This is a genomic window from Pseudomonas sp. KH_021, assembly GCF_057838865.1.
Genome location: NZ_CM174477.1, coordinates 1,776,198 through 1,796,265, shown reverse-complemented (window position 1 = coordinate 1,796,265; position 20,068 = coordinate 1,776,198). Strand labels below are relative to the sequence as shown.

The 20,068-nt window shown below is 54.5% G+C and carries 13 protein-coding genes, 1 other RNA gene and 1 pseudogene; 6 read left to right on the top strand and 9 right to left on the bottom strand.

The features are described from left to right. Positions 1 to 91: 91 nt before the first annotated feature. Both AC3IX4_RS08455 and AC3IX4_RS08450 read right to left on the bottom strand, forming a co-directional pair. Positions 92 to 2,056 carry a hypothetical protein gene (locus AC3IX4_RS08455; RefSeq protein WP_489260108.1) on the bottom strand — a complete coding sequence of 655 codons (1,965 nt, stop codon included), beginning with the start codon at positions 2,054 to 2,056 and terminating at the stop codon, positions 92 to 94. Positions 2,057 to 2,091: 35 nt separating this feature from the next. Beyond that, positions 2,092 to 2,529: a hypothetical protein gene (locus AC3IX4_RS08450; RefSeq protein ID WP_489260107.1), complete on the bottom strand. Its 438-nt coding sequence runs from the start codon at positions 2,527 to 2,529 to the stop codon at positions 2,092 to 2,094. 692 nt (positions 2,530 to 3,221) lie between these two features. On the opposite strand from AC3IX4_RS08450, the pseudogene AC3IX4_RS08445 reads away from it, so the two are divergent. The 4 genes and pseudogenes from AC3IX4_RS08445 (at position 3,222) to AC3IX4_RS08430 (ending at position 6,610) form a co-directional block, all read left to right on the top strand. Next, a pseudogene (locus tag AC3IX4_RS08445) lies at positions 3,222 to 4,294 on the top strand (IS630 family transposase). A 449-nt stretch (positions 4,295 to 4,743) separates the two neighbouring features. Next, positions 4,744 to 5,496, top strand: coding sequence for a hypothetical protein (locus AC3IX4_RS08440; RefSeq protein WP_489260106.1), 753 nt, complete (start codon positions 4,744 to 4,746; stop codon positions 5,494 to 5,496). Beyond that, positions 5,477 to 6,100: a pentapeptide repeat-containing protein gene (locus AC3IX4_RS08435; protein WP_489260105.1), complete on the top strand. Its 624-nt coding sequence runs from the start codon at positions 5,477 to 5,479 to the stop codon at positions 6,098 to 6,100. The genes AC3IX4_RS08440 and AC3IX4_RS08435 overlap by 20 nt, the downstream gene beginning before the upstream one ends. 294 nt (positions 6,101 to 6,394) lie before the next feature. Continuing rightward, the gene (locus AC3IX4_RS08430; RefSeq protein ID WP_489260104.1) at positions 6,395 to 6,610 is read left to right on the top strand and encodes a hypothetical protein; all 216 of its coding nucleotides are present in this window, start codon (positions 6,395 to 6,397) and stop codon (positions 6,608 to 6,610) included. A 131-nt stretch (positions 6,611 to 6,741) separates the two neighbouring features. Here AC3IX4_RS08430 and AC3IX4_RS08425 read toward each other — a convergent pair whose 3' ends face one another. Both AC3IX4_RS08425 and AC3IX4_RS08420 read right to left on the bottom strand, forming a co-directional pair. Beyond that, complete coding sequence (locus AC3IX4_RS08425; protein ID WP_489260103.1) at positions 6,742 to 7,674, bottom strand: hypothetical protein; 933 nt, start codon at positions 7,672 to 7,674, stop codon at positions 6,742 to 6,744. Between the two features lie 247 nt (positions 7,675 to 7,921). Beyond that, a complete protein-coding gene (locus AC3IX4_RS08420) occupies positions 7,922 to 8,956 on the bottom strand; it encodes a hypothetical protein (RefSeq protein WP_489260102.1) in 1,035 nt (344 codons plus the stop codon). A 339-nt stretch (positions 8,957 to 9,295) separates the two neighbouring features. On the opposite strand from AC3IX4_RS08420, the gene AC3IX4_RS08415 reads away from it, so the two are divergent. Continuing rightward, a complete protein-coding gene (locus AC3IX4_RS08415) occupies positions 9,296 to 9,847 on the top strand; it encodes a hypothetical protein (protein WP_489260101.1) in 552 nt (183 codons plus the stop codon). A gap of 158 nt (positions 9,848 to 10,005) precedes the next feature. Beyond that, entirely contained in the window at positions 10,006 to 10,209 is a 204-nt protein-coding gene (locus AC3IX4_RS08410; RefSeq protein WP_489260100.1) for a hypothetical protein, read from the top strand. 164 nt (positions 10,210 to 10,373) lie between these two features. On the opposite strand, the gene ffs is transcribed toward AC3IX4_RS08410, so the two are convergent. The 5 genes from ffs to zipA form a co-directional block, all read right to left on the bottom strand. Continuing rightward, positions 10,374 to 10,470: signal recognition particle sRNA small type (gene ffs, locus AC3IX4_RS08405), an RNA gene on the bottom strand. A gap of 114 nt (positions 10,471 to 10,584) precedes the next feature. Further along, on the bottom strand, positions 10,585 to 15,192 hold the full coding sequence (locus AC3IX4_RS08400) for an NEL-type E3 ubiquitin ligase domain-containing protein (RefSeq protein ID WP_489260099.1): 4,608 nt from the start codon (positions 15,190 to 15,192) through the stop codon (positions 10,585 to 10,587). Positions 15,193 to 15,250: 58 nt separating this feature from the next. Next, the gene (locus tag AC3IX4_RS08395) at positions 15,251 to 16,375 is read right to left on the bottom strand and encodes a zinc-binding metallopeptidase family protein (RefSeq protein ID WP_489260098.1); all 1,125 of its coding nucleotides are present in this window, start codon (positions 16,373 to 16,375) and stop codon (positions 15,251 to 15,253) included. 95 nt (positions 16,376 to 16,470) lie between these two features. After that, positions 16,471 to 18,825: an NAD-dependent DNA ligase LigA gene (ligA, locus tag AC3IX4_RS08390; RefSeq protein WP_489260097.1), complete on the bottom strand. Its 2,355-nt coding sequence runs from the start codon at positions 18,823 to 18,825 to the stop codon at positions 16,471 to 16,473. A gap of 263 nt (positions 18,826 to 19,088) precedes the next feature. Next, positions 19,089 to 19,943, bottom strand: a complete 855-nt coding sequence (gene zipA, locus AC3IX4_RS08385) for a cell division protein ZipA (protein ID WP_489260096.1) — start codon at positions 19,941 to 19,943, stop codon at positions 19,089 to 19,091. Positions 19,944 to 20,068 lie beyond the last annotated feature (125 nt).

The window sequence follows — 20,068 nt, the reverse complement described above, 5'->3', positions numbered from 1 at the left end:
GTCGGATAGATAAACCAAAGACCGCTAATCGTAGCGGAGCGGCCGCGAAATTGCATCTGCTGTGGTTTCAAACCCTGATGGGTGAAATCAATTAGTAACCGTGCAACTCATCACGAAATTTCTGGTAGTTGTGGTACTCGATCCACTCGACCACATCGTAAGGAACGTAAAGCTGCTGCCTGGCGCGAGAAATCGCGATGTACACAGCACAGATGCGTTGATCGAACTCATAGGCATCCTTGAACTTCACGTTGGTGAGCAGTTCGGGCGTGAGCAGGACGCGGTCGAACTCCATCCCCCCCGCCTCTTCTGCCATCATCAGCATGCAGCTCTTGTCGGGGGCGCCGATCATCCTGTTCAACCGGGTCAAATCGGCAACCTTGAAGCCTTTTTCAAGCTCGGCCTCAACCATGAGAAACGACTCATCGAACTGGTTGGCGTCACGCACTTGCTGCCAGTCTGGCAGGTCGCTGAAGTATGGATGCGGCCCCTTATCGCTGTGCCCGGCACTGTAGTAGTCCGGCTTGAACAGCGCGATGGCGGTGGTCATGAAATGCATGAGATCCAGCTGTGCCATTTTGTCCGGGAAACTGAACGCGCAGTTGGCATCGTGCAACTGGATGGCCCACTTCATCGTGTCCCAGCGGGACGCAGTCAGCACCACGCAACCCTCGGGCGGCACAAAGCCTTGCGGATAATGCTCAATACCGACGTCCGCATCACGAGCGCCCTCGAAGGGAACCTTGCTCTTTTGCGAATGCCGGCTGATCAATGGATTGACCAGACGCTCGACATTGCGGCCTGAGCGCACGGAGTAGCAGATGTCACTTTGCCGGACCTCACGCTTTCTGTTAACCATCGCACCACTGGCGTGCTGATACTCATCCCCCAGGGTGACCAGCACTTGGCGGCCCCGCTCGATAATCTGCAGCAGCGACGCGGGAATGTCCTGGCTCTCATCGATGAGCACATGCGTATAACGGGCCGGCACCGCACAGCCTGCCAGGCTTGCCCGCTTTATCATCCACAACACTTCAAACCCGGTCTGGCCGCCCCATGCCGGATTCGCCTCAAGGTAGCCCCATAGCCGGCTCGAATACTCCAGAAGCACCCTGGCATCCAGGCTGGACAAGGCTTGTTTGAAATGAGGCAGATGTTTCGCCGACAGGCTGTGATCCCTGGAGCGGCAATAGAGCTCAAGCACCTTGAGGCAGATATCCAGGGTCGCCTGCGCATCGTGGTGAAGAAAACCGAGGATATTCAGCTCTTGCGACAGTACCCGCTTGCTCGGGCCTTTCGCCTGCGTGCGCGCAGGTAGAGGCCTGGGGCCGTGTAACAGGAACCGTGCAAAGGCCTGGAAGGTCTGGCCTGCTTTCTTGTCGCTCGCCCCCAGCATGCGCCCGCGAAGGGCTTCCAGTTTTTCAGGCGTGCGCGCCAGCAGCAACGTCCTTTCAGGTCGCAGGTGCTCCATCAAGGCAGCCAACAGGTAGCTCTTGCCGATACCCGCGTACCCTTGAACATGCAGGTCTTCATCCAGATTGGCGCGAAAGGTTCTGACCAGCTTGTCTTGTGCAGGGCTCAACCAACGCTCGCGGTGCCTGGGCGTCACCATCTGCTGGCTGAACGGGTTATTGCCCGCATGGTGGCGGACCTTGTACTCGACATCCCATTTACCACTGGGCAACAGGTAATCCCGCGCCGCCACTTCATCGGCCACCAAAAAGCGCAGGTTCAAGCTTTTGATGACATTGAGGCCGAAGTACAGTTTGCGTGGGTCGAACAGCCGTTGTGCCTCTGACAACAACCCGACAGTCGCTGAATGCCGGGCATCGACGGCCCACGCAATAAGCTTGACCAGCACCTTCTCTGCCGCATCGGCGGTCAGGTCTTTTTCTGCCGCTTGCGCCAGGTTCTGGATGACCAGCACCGCCGCCAGCTCTGGATCTGTCAGGACGTCGAGCGCTTTTGCGCCATCAGCCTCCAACAAGCCTGTGCAGGCTTCCTCCGTGATGGGCAAGAACACTGGGCTGGATAAATCAAAATGTTCCGGGTGCATACAACCTCGCAGCCAGGGCAGGAGACATCACAAGGTCAATCCTGGCCATACTCTTCGTTCATTTCGGGGGTATCCTCCTCTGATGCATCCGCCGCCCAGGACGTCCGCTTGTCAATGCCCCGCACGATATCATCCCGAACGGGCAAAGCACTGCGGACATCTTTGAGCCAACCCAAATCGATCAACCTAGAGCGGATCAGTGGAATGGACACGCCGAGGTCGACACTCATATCCGCAAGGATTCTATGGGCGGCGAGGATGTTGTAGTACTCATGATTGACATAGATGAATCCATGCCCACGCCATTTGACATCATAACGCTCAAGCAAGGGTGCCAAATGCTCCGCCAGCGTTTCAGCCACCATCCACTGCGCAACCTTTGCCTCGCTTGAGTCACACATAGCTGACCTCGCCGTTGACGCCAAGCTCGAACCCCGAAGTTTTTCTCGGGTCAAGTCGTCAATTTCTTCCACTCCCGCAACCTCTCGATGCCAGGCATTGGAGTATGCCACTCTTCAACTCCGGTGGCCGAATTGGCAAGCGGAACTGGGTAGGAAAATTATCACCATAGAAAATGACAAACGTTGAGCGCAGGGCCAGTTCGATTTGGATAAAGGATGAGCACGCAATAACATAGTCAAACGCAGGCGCTATGCGAATTCCCTAAACGCTCATTTATTTGCCCTGGATCAGTGTTTCGCGATGCAACCGCACAACCTGGATATCTTCCGCGGAGGGGTCGCGAAGCTTGGCATTCAACAGGAAAAACGGATTTCATAGGTTTCGCCTTGAGTCAGATGATTGCCAGTTGACCTTTCCATGGCGCAGAGTAACGCGGATCAAAGACAACGGCCGGATATCCAGACTTTTCTGGAGCGAGAATTGTGATGAGATCTGCAACGTGCACCGCCTCTGACAAGCTTTCGGCCAAGTCAGATAGATAGACGCCACCATTTGCCCTTATCTCATGCCAGTGAGTAAGCCCGCCACCTACATAGAAATAAACGCCGCCAGAGATCGCCGCACATCGCAAACTGCTAATGGCTTTGGGATGATTCGTGATGCCTTGGACCTGATGGTAATTCTCTAGTGTGCTGTTTTCGAAATAATTTTTCTGCGGTCTTGGCTACACTCTCCCTATCATCCAGCGCTCGGGGGAACGCAAGTGAACGCCCAAGAGATTGTTCTCAGCCCAGAAGAGCAGGCCGAACTGAACCGCCGTGTACGCTCAGCCACCATCAGTCAGCGCGACGGCCGTCGCGCCCGAGTGATCCTGCTGGCAGCCCAAGGTTGTTCAAGGGTGGAAATCGCTCGTTTGACCGGTTTCTCACTCCCCACGATCACCTGTTGGTGCCAACGTTTTCAGACGCTGCGTCTAGAAGGCCTGCTCGACAAGCCCGGCCGCGGACGCAAATCCTCCCTTCCTACCGACACGGTCCGTCGCGTACTCGAACAGGTCACCAAGCCCCGTATTGGCGAGCCCCGCTGGAGCTGCCGAAGCATGGCCCGTGCCGCTGGCATCTCGGCGACCACCGTCCACAAGCTATGGGCGCCAATGACTTGAAGCCTCATCTGACACGTACCTTCAAGGTGTCGAACGACCCGCAGTTCGAGGAAAAATTCTGGGATGTCATCGGGCTGTATCTAGCCCCGCCAGACAAGGCGTTGGTGCTCTGCTGCGACGAAAAAAGTCAGGTTCAAGCCTTGGAGCGCACCCAGCCCGGGCTGCCTTTGGGGATCGGTCATATCCAAACAAAATCCCATGATTACACTCGCCACGGCACGGTCACGCTGTTCGCGGCGCTGGATTATCTCCAGGGCAAACTGATCAGTAGCATCGAGCGCCAGCACCGCCATCAGGAGTGGTTGGCGTTCCTCAAAAAAATCAACAAGGAAACTCCCAAACACCTCCAGCTGCATCTGATCGTGGATAACTACGCGACGCACAAGCATGCAAAAGTGAAGGCTTGGCTGGCGAAACATCCGCGTTTCCATGTGCACTTCACGCCGACCTCAAGCTCCTGGATGAACATGGTCGAGCGGTTTTTCAGGGACATTACCGTGTTCTTGCGCGACGGTAGTTTCGGCTCTGTACGCGAGTTGGAAAGTTCGATTACCACCTTCCTGGCATTACGTAACGCGCAACCGACCCGGTACGTTTGGAACGCAACGGGAGAGGAGATTTTGAACAAGATCCGGCGAGCACGCGATGTGATGGAAGCGCAGATGAATGGGTAAGCTATTTCGAAAACAGCACACTAGGGCCATCATCCCCAGTAGACCCAATACGGGAGTGAGGATCATCCACAGAATGACCTTCCCCGCCTTACTGCCCGACTTCGCCGCCTCTTTACGCTGTTGCTTTCCACCACCCTGATTATCCAGCATCTCCCCCGCAGAACTTGCACTTCAGCGCCTCAGCCTTAATCGTCTCCGCACAGTTGACCGTCTGTCCCATCCACTCGGATCATTTATATAACCTGCTATGATCTAAGAATGGCAGTTCTGTATCATGGTCAATTTTGAGTCAGTATGAATCTTATGCGTGGTCAGGTTTAGTTAAATCGCAACATTATTTCTGACAACCCAAGTGCCTTGGGTAGCTGGAAAAATGTACATAAACACCTTTGCGACTACTCGACTCTGAACCATTGAGGCCCGAGCGCTGGATAGCAAAGGAGTCTGATATGTCTTTGGTTCAATGTCCTTGTAAGGAAAACAAAGAGCGTGGGCCTTTTTGCGTTAACTTTGATCTAGAAAGTTCTTCAAGCCACAAAATCTATCTAACAGTTAATGTAGCCGGAGAACCAAAAACAACTCCTTTTGGCAAAGTAAATATCACGCTACGCAAGTGCCGACTCGAGCTAGTAATTCATAACGGCGAAATGCCACTTAATCAAAGAGCATTGAATTCGCTTATGAAAAAAAACATCCAAAAAACTCGGAAGGCGAATACTGGCAATAAAAGAACTCTTACATTGAGCGACAAGCGTAATATGACTGCCAGCATCGGCAAAAGCGGCCCCAAGGCATCTATCGCAGAAACAGCCAGCGACGGTAACACAACAGAAAACTGTCAGTCGACCGAGGACCTATTCGTCGCAGAGGACTGGCAATTTCTTCCAGGCGGAAATTCATCTAATCCTTTTTGGAGTTTTGAAGACAAAGCAGGACAAGGTGAGCTACTTGGTGCTCTAAAAAAAGAGTTCCTCGGTGTTTTGCAGACAAAAAACGGACTGCCATGTCACGTTCACGCTCGAATAACAGCATCCCCACGAGATTTTGTATTTAAGGGAGAGAGTGGGGTTATGCCAAGCGAAGCGAACAGGAATAACAAAATTGTTAGACATATGCTAATTTGCGCCTTATTTAATGACAAAATAAATCCATGTTTAAGCAGCAAATGCTATGAGGTGCGTGATGTCAAAAAAAATAGATGAAAAAGAATTTCTTGCAGCTTTTAAGTATTTGGACGAAACGAAGGTAGAAGGGTTATCAGAGTTGATGCTTGCGGTCGGTCTGGACCCCAAGCAGGATCTGGCCTTCGTAGATGCATCGGGAGCGAATTTGAGTTCTCAGGATTTTTCTGAAGCCAACCTAGAGGGTTGCCGATTGGCTATGTCGGAACTAAACGGCACAAACCTCCACAATGCCAACTTGAGTTATGCCGATCTTTCAGGAGCAAATATAGAAATCTCATGCCTTGACTACGCCAACTTAAGCCACGCCGATCTTTCCGGAGCAAACTTAAAATATGCATTCCTTGCTAATGCCAACTTGAGCCATGCCAATCTTTTCGGAGCGGACTTATCACATGCAGTCCTACATAACGCCAACTTGAGCCACGCCAATCTTTCTTTCGCCATCTTAGAGTCCACAATCCTTTCTCATGCCAACTTGAGCTATGCCGACTTTTCCAACGCGAATTTAAAGCGCGCAGAACTGACCGGGGCGATTCTGGAGCTCGCGACATTCGCGGGTGCAGATACTACCGAAATGATAATAGAGGACGGAGATGAAGTTACTGCGAGAAATTCTGCATAATCGTATCTAATGAGGTAATACTCCAATATTAGCCAATCGCGTCGTTAGACCTCAATCTACTCTTTGATTTCTCGAAACATACTACCACCATTCGAGCACTGCAAGGTCCACCACTATGGGTCACCTGGGTCGTCTTCTGCCGATCATAGTCAAGAAGTGTGCTGGTCGAATCCGATCCAAAGGACTGGTCAAGTCGAATGCAAACAATGTGGCCGGCCTGTGCAATTACCTCCCAGCCCCAGCCAGCGGCGAAATGGGCTAGGATTCCCGAACCATCACTCAGGGACGATTGCCATGTCAGATAACCCAGAAACCAACATCGCCACAGCGGACGTGCTGACCCTGTTGTTGCACAACCAGTACGCATTGGCCGTTGGACTCGAAGAACTGGCCTTGTGGGTCAAAGCCAATGGCTCAAATGGGACCTATGAAAACGCCATCGCAGTGTTTGAAACCCTCGATACGAATTCATCCGCCATCGCCGCTGGAATTATGAAGCTGAGGCAATAGGCGCTATCAAAGACCTAGACCTGATGGCAAACATGGCACGACCGGACCAGGAGAAACGCGTCGAATGCATCAGACACGGACTAGAGAACAAACGTGCTGCTGATCCTGACCTGTTCCAAGTTGTTCCCGCATCAATTGCCAGAGGTGTATAGCGCCATCCTTGAATCCGATATTGTTCTATCCCACCGCTCTATGAATATCAGAAATTTTTCGTAGTTATCAGCATACGTTTGAAGCCACTTCCCTATCCCCTCGCACACAGCAAGATAGAACGAATGGAGATTGAAATAATGAGTATCACCTACACCCTGTGATTCTTTTGGGACATCTCCAATCGAGATTGATATCCTTCGGGCATTTTTCTTTACCACCTTTTGTGAATCGAGATTTGACATGTGCAATAGTCCGTTTCTCAATTCCCAAAGTTCATCAGCGGTGACGCCTATCGGTGCTAAATCAACATATGCATCAAGCCACCGACTGAACACTGCTCGTTCTGACCTTGTTTTCTCATATCCATACTCGACGTGTGCAATACTGTCGATACAGGACATGAAAAGCTTTATTGCAGAGGCATAGTGCTTGTTGTTGCAGAGAAGCTTGTAAGCCAAAAGAAAATCATCGTTGATGAGTTCTGCAAAGAGAAACTCATTGCCTCGCATGTACTTCGCCAACCAATCATCCATGACACTTTTCTCCCCCATGGTTTGATTCACATCACCCATATCTAGCGGAGATTGATCCGAGATATAGTTTATCGCGGGCTTGCCATCTATGATGATAGTAATCCCAGAGAGTGGCGCTCGTGTACCGTGCTGCTCAAGCGCATAGCTGAATAGTTCAAGTGCTGCACCCAAACGACAACGTGCTGTATATGCACCAATTGTCAAACCCGCTGGAGCTTTCGTGAATATAGCTTTTTCGAAGTCTTGTTCTGCCGCAACTTTCAAGAAGGCAATCTTCTCTTCGTCTGTACCATCCACCTCATAGAGTACATGGCCAAGGAAGCTAACCCGCTCTTGTGCGTCCGCAAACAGGAAAAAGTTGTAGATTGTTTCTTTCATATGACGCTCCATGCTGATACTGGTAGAGGCACTCGTGCAGCTCAATCCTTCTGCAAGTGTTTCTCATGTTTCTCTATGAGTTCTGCACGCCAGTCTGCCGACCCGTTCCAGCGTTTCAACTCTTCACCACAGACGCTGCAATCTACAGAGCCTTGATCCCGTACAGGGAATTTTATTCCTGTGAGCTTGTAGATTGAGCCACATTTACCGCAAGTTGATTCACTGATCATACGCACCTCAGTTATCATCACGGCTTCGTCAAGGCATATATTATATACCCACCAATGACAGTAGTGGTGAGCGCCGACACCCAAGAGAAGATGGAAGCACCCCAGCGGGTAATCCAAGTATCTTTGACGTCGGTTAGGCGAATGGATGCGTTAGGGATGAATGTCACATGCAGCCACCCCACAAATTTGATCAACATCAAGACGAACACGCCAATACCAACTCTTCTCCAGAAAGATTGGAAGTCAACCATGACAACGATCATGATGAACAGTGCAAGTTGATTTAGATTGAGTCCGAATCGCTTGAAGTTGGTAATTATGCTCTTTTCATTCTTCGCCAATTCACTGCGTAATGTTTGAGCCTTGCCCTCAACCCAAATTTCACGCACTCCCTGCACAACCACTCTATTGAAACCATGCTCTGCCAATTCTGCATACGCAAACTTATTGACACCGAACTCATCAGGCTCTTGCATGAACACTTTCAGATATGTCAGACTCTTATGCCCACCCATCTGTGCAATAAAGTCTTTGCCGTGCTGCGTCACTTCAGCCCCGCCGCTTCGATAAGTTACAATCAGTTTTGCTTCCGCATTAAAGTCTTTCCTCACTGCTTCCATGAGAGATATTACATCGTCTTTTGCAAGCCTCAACGCCCCAAGAGTGTAAGCCTGCGTGTAGAACTGTTCAATATCGAGGTCTGTCTTTCCGGTGTTGACAGCTCCCGCACCATGCGGATGAGCAGTGAACGGCCCTCCTGAGCCTATTGAAGTAGACCACTCACCTTTCAAACTGCCTTCGGGTGTGAGTGCCGCTTTAACAGTTAGCTCACCATATTCAACGCCCTCTGTTTTTTTTGTGGCAGCGCCAGTCAACAACACTTCATCTTTATTATATGTGCCATGTATTTTATAGGTGACGAGTCCGTATTCGTCGTCATGAAACCGAACAATACCCTCTAGCTCTTCACCGTCTTTTTCAAACGTGATAGACAGATTTCCGATATTCGTTCCGAATGCCTTTCCTGCCCAAAGCTTCCCTAAATTTGCCACAGTCTCACTCCAATGTTCCTCAATTCCTCTTTGTGGATTGTAGCTGAGGGAGCGGACGCCCAACCTACCGCCTTGGCGTGTGGTCCCCGTAGGCATACACCATTCTGCGGTTGGCTTGTTCGCTATCCCTTCGGTACGGATCGCTCAGGGCCCCTTGTAGCTTCATAGATCGACATTCATGGAGGCACCACGGCAAATCAAAGAACTGTATGGATGAACAGCTTCGTGCGAGCCGGATTTACTCAAGCTGCCGCGTGACAGGAGGTGAACTGGGCACCGTGCCGTGACGGGCTTGGAAGTCTGGTAACATCCTGCAATCAGGGAGTTACAGGTGAAGAGATGCAGCAGGCAAGCCCGAAGCAAAAATCTATCGTGATGAAGGTAGTAGGATGGATCGCTGCCACAGTAGCCGCAGTGCCATTGACTAAGGTGGTAGAGAGCTACTTCAACCTGTCGCTTTTCTCCCCGGCCATCACTGCTTCGTGGTGCTGGATGTTAGATGTGGCAGCTTGGTTTTCTCGCGAGATAACGCTTCCATTCTGGCTAGTTACATCTCTTGGCATCTTGAACATCTTGCTCATCGCTTTGTTGGCTCTCTGTGCTTTAACTCTGCGAAGTCATTTCTCCAAGCTGAAGGAATCACATCCCCTGGTGCTCAATGACGACCAGCTACATGCATTCCACATAATTGGATGTGCATTTGAGCAGGGAGAGTATTCTGACATTGATGATTTAATCTCTGATGGCTGCTTGACTAGAATTTCAGCCCACATCGCCCTTGACGATCTTCGTAGTTACAAACTTGTTGAGAGCGTTAGAGGTACTTTGGGAGAGGATTTTATTGATCTCACGCGAGCTGGACGGAAATACTTTCAAGAACTGAAAGCGTAGTCTCCCGCCCGACACTTTCTTGACGTGCTTGGATACACGCCCCAGCACCACACCACCAGATATCCGCACATACCGCATTAACTGGTTTACCGCAGTACTCCTGTGGGCTCGGCACCTGATGCATGATCCAACGACACATTTCATTTGGAAGCACCCTCATGAAAGACAACGTGTTGCCCAGCGATCTGTGTGCACTCATGCCAACCAGATCGCAATTGCTGCTGCCATCGAAGGACTGGCCAAATGGGTTGAGGATCGTGTTCTGTGAAGGCGAGCAGGCACGTCAGCGGCAGCCTAGACCACCTCACCATGCGCAACAAACGATTGGCGAAGGCATGGCAGCTCTTTCACAAGAAGGCTGAGCATGCGTGTAAAAATCTAGGCATGATCGAGTGGAATAGCTGAAAAAGACGCGCTAGCATGCCGCTTATGGTGCACCACTTTGGTGTACCTAAACGCTGTCACACTTCGAGTTTTTTTGACTGATAACGCGTTGATTTACAACGGTTTTTTAGATAGGTGGTAACCCCACCAGCCACACCCCGGCACACAATGTTCCCGCTGTGGCTGCTTCCTTCCGGATCTGACCAGGTTCACGGGTAATCGTTGCGGGGGGACCGATGGGGTCACCATAACGCATGCTTATCTGGCGACAAGCCGCGCCATTGTACCGAGACTTTTCGAAGATACAACCTCTGCCAGTTGAAAAAATCAACGTTTCTCAAGGACTTGTGAGTCTAGCCCTGCTCGGCAGCCCTGAAATCCGCCAACTCGCCTAGCGTCAGACGCTCCTTGAGCGACTGTTTCTGGCTCTGATAGGCCTTCTGCAGATCGTTGTATCGCTGCACATACGTTTGTTCTTCAAGCTGCGACTTGCGTGCTTCAAGCAGCTCCTCATCGACTTCGAACGACTCACGTAGCCGTGTAAACTCTTCGGCGTGATTGGCCTGCAGCCATCGGCTCCAATACCGTTGGGTGGCAATGAACCGGGCAAGGGCTGCGGGCTGCTCGGCCGCCAGCACCCGGGCTTGCGCCGCTTGCAATTGGTTTTGACTGACGCCGGAGATCGCCTGAAATAACATGCTGCGCGGCTGCCCAGGTAACTCAAGGCTCGGCCCGAGGCCTACCCGATAGGCCAGCACCACTTCTATTTCATCGACAGGATGTGCGGCCTCCAACGGACGCGAGTACATATCCTCACGTGCAATCAGGTCCACTTGCTCCAGGCGGAATAATCCGCGCCCCAGACGCAATAGCTCGTTACGAACTTCGCTGCTGCTACCCAGTTCGTTAGCCCTGAAGACTCGGACCTGAAGTTCGAGGTAACTGAAATTCAAGGACACGCTGTCAGCGCAGCTGCGGGGATTGGCTGCCAGATCAAACAGTTCCCTGCGTAGTTTAAGATTGTCGTGAGCGGCATCGACCACCTGCCACACACGGGTCGTCAATCCCGCGCGGTCTTTGTCATAGTCCGCAGTACTACCCAGCTCATCCAGCAACCGAAAAAAGGTCTCCCCCCCTGGCTCTGCACGCAAGTCAACCCAGCGCTGCCTGCGCCCTGTAGCCAGCCCTACATCGTCCCCCATTACCCACAAGACCGCTGGATTGCCTATCATGGCCTCCTGCACGTCCAATTGCCCCAGGTTGATTCCGGTGCGCTCGCGATACCCCTGCAGGCGCTCCAACGTCTCATCATTCAATGGGTTGTCTTCTAGCATCAGCCCGCGAGCCAGTTGCCGGTTGCCGCCATAGAGCTCAGATGGAAGCGTTACGATCCGGTTGCCCCGCAAGTCAGCCAACTCGATATGCTCCAGACCCATCAGGCCTGTCGGGAGTTCGCGGATGCCGGTTTCGCGCAAGCTGATCATGCGTAGCCCAGTGAGCATTGTCAGATCAGGGAGTCGGCCGATTCGGTTTCCGACCAACGATAACTCTTCCAGGCGCCTCAGACCGCTCAATGCCTGTAGCGCCGTCTGATCAAAAGCAATGGCATTGCCCTGTAGTTCGAGCGCTTCAAGGCAGACCATGTTGCCCACTGCCTCAGGCAATTGAGTCAGGTGATTGTCTCGCAGATCGAGTACCTGCAATTTGCTGAAGCTGTCGAGAAATCCGTTGGGAATACTGGTCAACCCTGACTCGGCCAATGTCAGGTGACGGATATGAGAGAAATCCACCTCCACCGGAAATACCGGCGGGCGACTCAAGTCTGCGCCTTGCAAATCCAGTCGATAGCCCTGGAACTCTCTTGCTCGATTCAAGTAACGACCACTTTGTCGCTGCCAGCCGGCGACAATACGCCTTGATACGTCCAGCCTGCGCGCCCGCACCTCACCTGAACGCTGAACCTCTCGTTCCAACCACTCATCAAGACATTCTCGCAGCGACTGCAACTCGGCTTGCTTCTGTTCGAGAAATAAAGGGAGAGTGACGCCATCATTGCTGAGACCCTCCAGGTAGACATCGATTTCCCGATGACTCATTCCCGGAAACAATGACTTGCACTGCTCTACCAGAAAAGGCGTGTGACGGCCTACTGCACCGCGCCCGCTCAAGGGATAGCCCAGACGGCCATCACTCAAGCGCTCGGGCATCCGAAACCACGGCTGCTCGGGTGCGAGATCTGCCAGGCGCGCAGCACGCGGACGATCCGCGAAGGCAAGCGCCGCCAGATCGCGCTGAAGCGCACTGGCCTGTTGTTCCAAACCGCCGGCAGGCAACAGATGCGTGAGCGCATCGAAAATATCATCGTGAACGGTAACTGCCTGGCCTGTGGCCGCAAGCGCCTCATAGCCCGCGGCTGTGTGTACCAAAATACCCGCCGCCGTATCGGGTTGCCCTGCAGCCGCGATCAGGTTGCCGCTGACGGTTCCCTCCCGCAATTGCACGGCAAAGGCAGTACGCCGTGGCGGTAGATGATCGAGCAACCTGACTGCCAACCTGTCAAAGCGCGCCGTTCGCCGACCACGCAGGTAGAACCCCTCCAGGGCCGACAGCAGGCGTGCCTCACGCAATGTCCAGCGTGCCTGTTCAGCCAACGCCAGAGGCACCCTTGAGCCACGTGCCAACTGGGCTGCGGTCGCGTCGCTGCACTGTGCCAGGAGCTCTTCGATAAGCAATGCGGGTATACCGGGGAAGTCGCGTTGAACCTTACGCCCTGCCGACGATAGAGTGGGTGAGTTCATACCAAGGCAATGATCGAACAATTCGACTCGCTCGCGTTCAGCACAGCGGGCCAACGCATCTGCCAGTGTGGCTTGCCCCTCCTTGAACAGACTGAGCTGCCGCGCATCGAGCACTTGCTCCAGGAAGGCCAGCAATGACACATCACTCGAGCGCTGCCCAATCGTTGCCAGTAGATTCGGTGTCTGGGGCCAGCCGCCCATGCGCGGCAGCAAGAACATTGCCATCTGTTCATCGCTCACGCGGCCTTGGGTACGCAAACCGACTATGAACTGCTCGATGGCTGCATCCTGCTGGAAGTCCGACATGGCAACCCGCAGGCAGGCCGGTGCCGCCAACGAGTCCACATGCACTCGACATAGGTCCTCCTCACTGAGGCCTGTCGCTGCCAGAATATTATCCAGCTGCCGGTCGTCAAAGCTGCTGCCGGAGAGTCCCAATCGCCGGAACGCATAACGGGAGTCGGCCCACTCCCAGGGTCTTTCCTGTTGAATTCGCCAGGCGCCCTGTTCATTGCCCTCCAGAATGGGTGCGCAAGCCCCCGTGCGGCTCGGGTGCTCAATCCGCCATTTGCCCAGGCCCGGATCCTTGAAGACTCGATAAGGGTGCCGGTCGATCAAGACGTAGTCCTGCCCTGCAACTCTCAGCCGCCCCTGCACGGCCGGGCCGGCATCCGACAGATCGAGACTGCAGCGGTATGGCATCAAGTCGGGATTCCACAGGCGCTCCTGCCCAGAAAAAAGTTTGACTGGACGAAGCCCCTCAAGAAACGTCGACGTCTTGACTCGACTGATGATCTGATGGGCGATCAAACCCGTGCCGATGGTGATCCCCAGATTTTCCACAACGCCTAACAACTGCTCCTTGGCTTCTTGCTTTCGCCCTTCTGCCCAGTCTTCTATCCCTTCATACACATCGCCCGCCAACTGCCCCAGGGTTGTGAATAGCAGTATTTGATTGATCAGCGGCACAAACAAGCCCACCAAATTCAATAGCACTTCTCCAACTGTCTCCAACGACTCCCAAAAGCGCTCGCGTTCGGCCCGGTCTACGTCTTCGGTGGAAACGGCCAGCGCTTGGCAATCCAAGTTCAGCTGCCCCCACCGCTGGGTGACCATCGTCTCGAAGAGGTTGTCGGTGAGCGGGGTTATCTGCAAATCGCAAATTAAAAACGTGTCGCGCAATTTGGCGCGCAATACCGCCTGCTCGGTCAAAGGCGCATGACGCACCAACAGGTCACGAAATTTTTCAATGCGCAGCCGAAGATTCAGGGCAGAGACCAAGGCGGCTTCATCATCGTACTCGTGCAGTTGCGCAATCGAGTCACCGGGAACATAAAGCACCCGTTTTTGACAAGAAGCCTGCCCAATGCTTTCTGCCTGAGCGCTCTGAAATACCAGCACCCCAGGCAATGAATGACCGTGCAACGACACCTGACAACAGGCGGCTAACTGATCGCCTTCGATATTCGCCGGCTCATCGCGACAGAACGACAGAAGCATCTGATAGGCCGGCCAACCGATGGTCTTCTTCAAAAATGCTTCATGGGTTGCAACTCGCAGGGCACATCCTCGCGCCTCCACCAGGCTTCTGAACACCTGCGCAGCGACTGCATTGTTGGAGGGGGAAAAAATTGACAGCACGTGTTCTCTATAGCGCCTCCCGATATCCAAATCGCGGCACAGCGACGCGAACCGCTCGGGCGCAAAATCAAGCAACCGGCCATTACAGTAAAGTCCCGAACCGATGCTATAGGACTCGGCGTCGGTCTCACTGATTTCAAAGTTCTGCAAGGCACCTTGCAACAGGCTGCATCGGACTTTCTCGACGAAACCAAACCCAGCATGAATGGACGGCCAAGCAGACCTTTTAGTTGCCACCGTCTTCACGTACTCACATGCACGAATATCAACGTCCCGCTGGCCAACACTTGCCAGTTTCGCCGATAACAACTTACTGGCGAAATCTTCCAAGCCTTGGAGGGGCGCCATAATGGCTGCAACCTCAGCGTTGGCCTGATGCTGGGCACGCATGCTACTGGCATAGCCCTGGCGGGCAGAAATCTGGGGCTCACCTGTAACGCTCAGCCATTCAGGCAGGGAACGAGCAATGACCTCCAGGTTCTTCCTGTGGCGGGTGTATTCGGTTGTGGGGGGTAGGGACATTGGAGAAGCCTCTGTTCAAGAAAACCAGAGGCTAAAAAAATCTGCCCTCTTCAAGCGACTACATAGATATGCCATGGCTGGTAGATTGAGCGCCCTGAACGATCAGATGCACGAACTGCAACTTGACGACCACGGGTGCCGAAAGCACGAATGGATAGAAGTCCACCTGCCCCATGCTGCGAGAAAGCTCATTGAGCATGCCCGACAGCTCGATCCATGCATTGATAAACCCCAGGAACTCAAGCGCACCGCCAGCCCGGGGGTCATAGAGGCTTTGCAGACTATAGGGCGGATAATCCAGCTCCAGCGATTGGGCGTTCATGCCAAACCCCTGCGCAGTGTCTAGCGCATCCATCATGTGTAGATAGTGCGCCCAGGTTTCGGCCCAATCTTCCCAAGGGTGCATGGTCGCGTAAGCGCTGATATGGCTGTCGGCCCAATCGCCTGGCGGCCCTTGCTCATAATGCCGCTGCAAGGCGTCGGCATAGCTTTGCCGCTCATCGCCAAACACCTGTCGGAACGCATCCAGCGATTGGCTTTGAGCCACCAGCAGATCCCAGTAATAGTGACCGACCTCATGACGAAAATGACCCAGCAAGGTCCGATAAGGCTCATGCAGGTTGACCCGCATCTGCTCGCGAAAGGCATCATCGGCTTCCTTTATGTCCAGCGTGATCAGGCCGTTGGCATGCCCGGTGGTGGGTGACTTGCCCGCAAGATCGACGCCGATAAAGTCGAATGCCAACCCCGATTCGGCACCTTCCTCTCGCGGCACGACCGGCAAACCTGCACTGATCAGTTGCGCGACCATTCGCCGCTTCGCGGTCTCGACCTTGCGCCAGCGTTCGTGGTTTTGTGGGATCGACAAATCGGGGATGGTGCGATTCAAACGACAAGCCTGGCAAAACGTTTCTGGGCTGTCGGCCGGTACCAGCCAGTTGCAGGCTGCCGGGGTATCAAGATTGGCACACCGACGAAAAGCGCCGGCATCCAGCTGCGCCGTCAACGCCCATATATCCGGCGCTTGAGCGGGCTTAAGCGTGCCCAACAGGTTCAGTTGCGGCCAGTAGCCCAGCGCCGAGGAACACGCCAGGCATTGGCTGTTGCGAAAGAAGATCGACTGCCCACACTGGCACTCCCAGACTTTGATTCGAGAACTGAGCTGATTGAAATAGCCGGACATGGGTATCTCCGTAGGTAGGAGCCGACCTTGGTCGCGATGGCATCACCGCGGCTTATCGTAGACCGCGGTGATGCCATCGCGACTGAAGTCTGCTCCTACAACAGGGCGTGTTCCGCCAGGAAGTTCACGAACTGGTCTTCGTCCAGTACTTTGAGCCCTAGCTCATTGGCTTTTACAAGCTTGGAGCCGGCACCGGGGCCTGCCACGACGCAGTGGGTCTTGGCCGAGACAGAACCTGCGACCTTGGCGCCCAGGCTTTCAAGTTTTTCCTTGGCGATATCTCGACTCATGCGCTCAAGAGACCCCGTCAGCACCCAGGTTTGACCCGCCAGTGGCAGCCCCTCGACCACTTTCTTTTCACTGCCCCAATGCATGCCGAATTCGCGCAGCTGTGCTTCGACCGCTTTCGCTCGCGCGGCGTTTTCAGGCACGGCGAAAAACTCCCGCACAGCAGTCGCTTGCTTGGTGTTCAGCGCCTGACGCAAGTCGATCCCGTCGGCGCCAATGATTTTGTCGAGGCTATCAAGCTTGTCCACCAGCTTCTGCGCACCGGTTGGGCCGACGAAAGGAATATCGAGTTTGGCGATCATGCCGGCGAAGGTCGTGCTGGCAGCAAAATCGGCGCCCAGCTCACCCTGATCCTGCAACTGCAACCCTCGGTCAAGCAGTAACTTGATGACCTCGCGGTTGTGATCATCTTCAAAGAACGCATGAATCTCAGAGGCCACTTCAAGCCCCACATCCGGCAGGTAAGTCAGAACCTGCGGCAAGGCTGCCATGATGCGCTCCAGCGAGCCCAGCGAGCGCGCCAGCACCTTGGCGGTTTCCTCGCCCACATCCGGAATCCCCAAGGCGTAGATAAAGCGCGCCAGGGTTGGCTGCTTGCTGTCTCCAATCGCCTTGAGCAGGTTATTGCTGGAGAGCTCGGCAAAGCCTTCCAGCGCCACGACCTGATCAAAGGTCAGGGTGTAGAGATCGGCAGGCGAGCGCACCAGGCCTTCATCCACCAGTTGCTCAACGCTTTTCTCGCCCAAGCCCTCGATGTCCATCGCCCGGCGCGAGACAAAGTGGATGATGGCCTGCTTGAGCTGCGCGGCACAGGCAAGGCGGCCGACACACCGGTACACCGCGCCTTCACTGGTGGTTTCCTTGCCCTTGCTGCGCTTGACCAACAGCGTGCGCTCAACTTGCGAGCCGCACACCGGGCACTGCTCGGGGATTTGCACGGGGCGTGCATTTTCCGGACGACGCTCGAGGACCACCTGCATCACCTGCGGGATCACATCGCCAGCACGGCGAATAATCACGCTGTCGCCAATCATCAAACCCAGTCGGGCGACTTCGTCCATGTTATGCAACGTGGCGTTGGCCACGGTAACCCCGGCGACCTTGACCGGCTTGAGTCGCGCCACTGGCGTCACCGCGCCGGTGCGCCCTACCTGAAACTCCACATCCAGCAGCTCTGTGACTTCTTCCATGGCCGGGAATTTATGGGCAATCGCCCAACGCGGCTCGCGAGCCCGAAAACCCAGTTCACGCTGGTAAGCCAGGTTGTCGACCTTGAACACCACACCGTCAATCTCATAAGGCAGTTCGTTACGACGGGCGCCGATATCCCGGTAATACTCCAGGCAGTCGGCAATACCCTCGGCGCGCTTGAGCTCGCGACTGATCGGCAAGCCCCAGGCCTTGAGCTGCTCCAGCGTGCCGATATGGGTATCAGCGATTTGCGCAGACACCTGGCCCAGGCCGTAGCAGCAGAATTCCAGCGGACGACTGGCGGTGATTTTCGAATCCAGTTGGCGCAGGCTGCCCGCAGCGGCATTACGCGGGTTGGCGAAGGTCTTGCCGCCGACTTCAATTTGCGTCGCGTTAAGCCGATCGAACCCGGCCTTGGACATATACACTTCACCCCGCACTTCCAGCACCTGGGGCCAGCCACTGCCGTGCAGCTTGAGCGCAATATTACGTATTGTACGAACGTTCACGCTGATGTCTTCGCCCGTGGTGCCATCCCCGCGGGTCGCACCCTGCACCAGTTGCCCATCGCGATACAACAGACTGACCGCCAGGCCATCGAGCTTGGGCTCACAACTGTATTTCACCGCCGCACCACCACCGGACAGATCGCCCGCAGGCAGATCAAGTCCTCCAACAACACGGCGATCGAATTCGCGCAGGTCTGTTTCTTCGAAGGCGTTGCCCAGGCTCAGCATGGGCACTTCATGACGCACCTGAGTGAAAGCGCTGAGGGCTGCGCTGCCGACTCGCTGGGTGGGCGAGTCGTTGCTGATCAGTTCGGGGTGTTGCGCCTCCAGTTCCTTGAGCTCGCAAAACAAGCGGTCGTACTCGGCATCCGGGATGCTGGGCTCGTCGAGCACGTGATAGCGGTAGTTGTGCAGGTCAAGTTCGGCACGCAGCTCGAGGATCCGGGTCTGTGGGGCGGTCATGTTGATTATTCTCTCGAAAAGCAAAAGAGCAGCCTGGGCTGCTCTCAGATTGCTGACAAACCAGCGGCGGATTACAGCCTGTAGCCGCTGCCGACAGGCTGCGATCGACCGCACAGCGGGCGCTGGATCTTAAGACCGGCACTAGCGCCCCTGACGGGCCGCATCGCAGCCTTCGGCAGCGGCTACAGTTTGTCAGCCGCCTGAGAGCAGCCTGGGCTGCTCTCTGTTGTATTGGCGAACCATGGGGCTGACAGCCCCGCTGGTCAGCGCTTCTGAGTCAGGGCACGGCGTTCGAATTCAACAATGCGCTGGCGGTAGTGTTCGATGGTCTGGGCGGTCAACACGCTGCGCTGATCGTCCTTGAGCTCGCCGTCAAGCTCGCTGGAGAGCTTGCGTGCCGCAGCGACCATGATATCGAAGGCCTGTTTCGGATGACGCGGCCCCGGCAAGCCGAGGAAGAAGCTGACCGCGCGAGTGCTGAAATGATCGATATCGTCCAAGTCGAACACGCCAGGCTTGACTGCGTTGGCCATGGAAAACAGCACTTCGCCATTACCGGCCATGCTTTCGTGGCGGTGGAAAATATCCATTTCGCCAAAGCGCAGGCCGCTTTCCAGGATGTTCTGCAGCAATGCTGGGCCCTTGAACCCACTTTCGTCGCGGGAAATGACGCTGATCACCAGCACCTCTTCTACCGGCGGCAGGTCCTTGGCCTCGGTTACAGCGCCTGTGGCACTGAAAGCTGGCGCCTTGTCGTCTGGAAAATCTTCGTGTTCCAGCCCCGAGAACAAGTCTGGCTCCTGACGGCTGGCCTTCATGCTCGACTCTTTTTGTGCCGATTCGCTCTGGCGCTTGCCGCGCTTGTTGGACTCGCGGGCAGCGGACATGGACGGCAGGTCATTTTCATCCAGGCCAGGATCTTTTTCACCTTCCAGCACTCGCGCCTGGCTCAGCACTTCGGTGCTGGGCTCATCGTCCGGGAGATTGGAGAAACTTCGGTCCAGACGGAACTTCAGCTTGCCTTTGCCGCCGCGCATGCGACGCCAGCCGTCGAACAATATCCCGGCAATGACAATAATGCCGATGACAATCAGCCACTCGCGCAGACCGATATCCATGTAATCCTGTGCCTCTATTCAAAAATTCTAAAAAAAGAAGGGCAAAAACCCCTTTAAAACGTGGCGCCAACTGCATGTTCTGTCAGGCGTTTCCCACGCGTACGATAATTGGACACTAAGCTAGC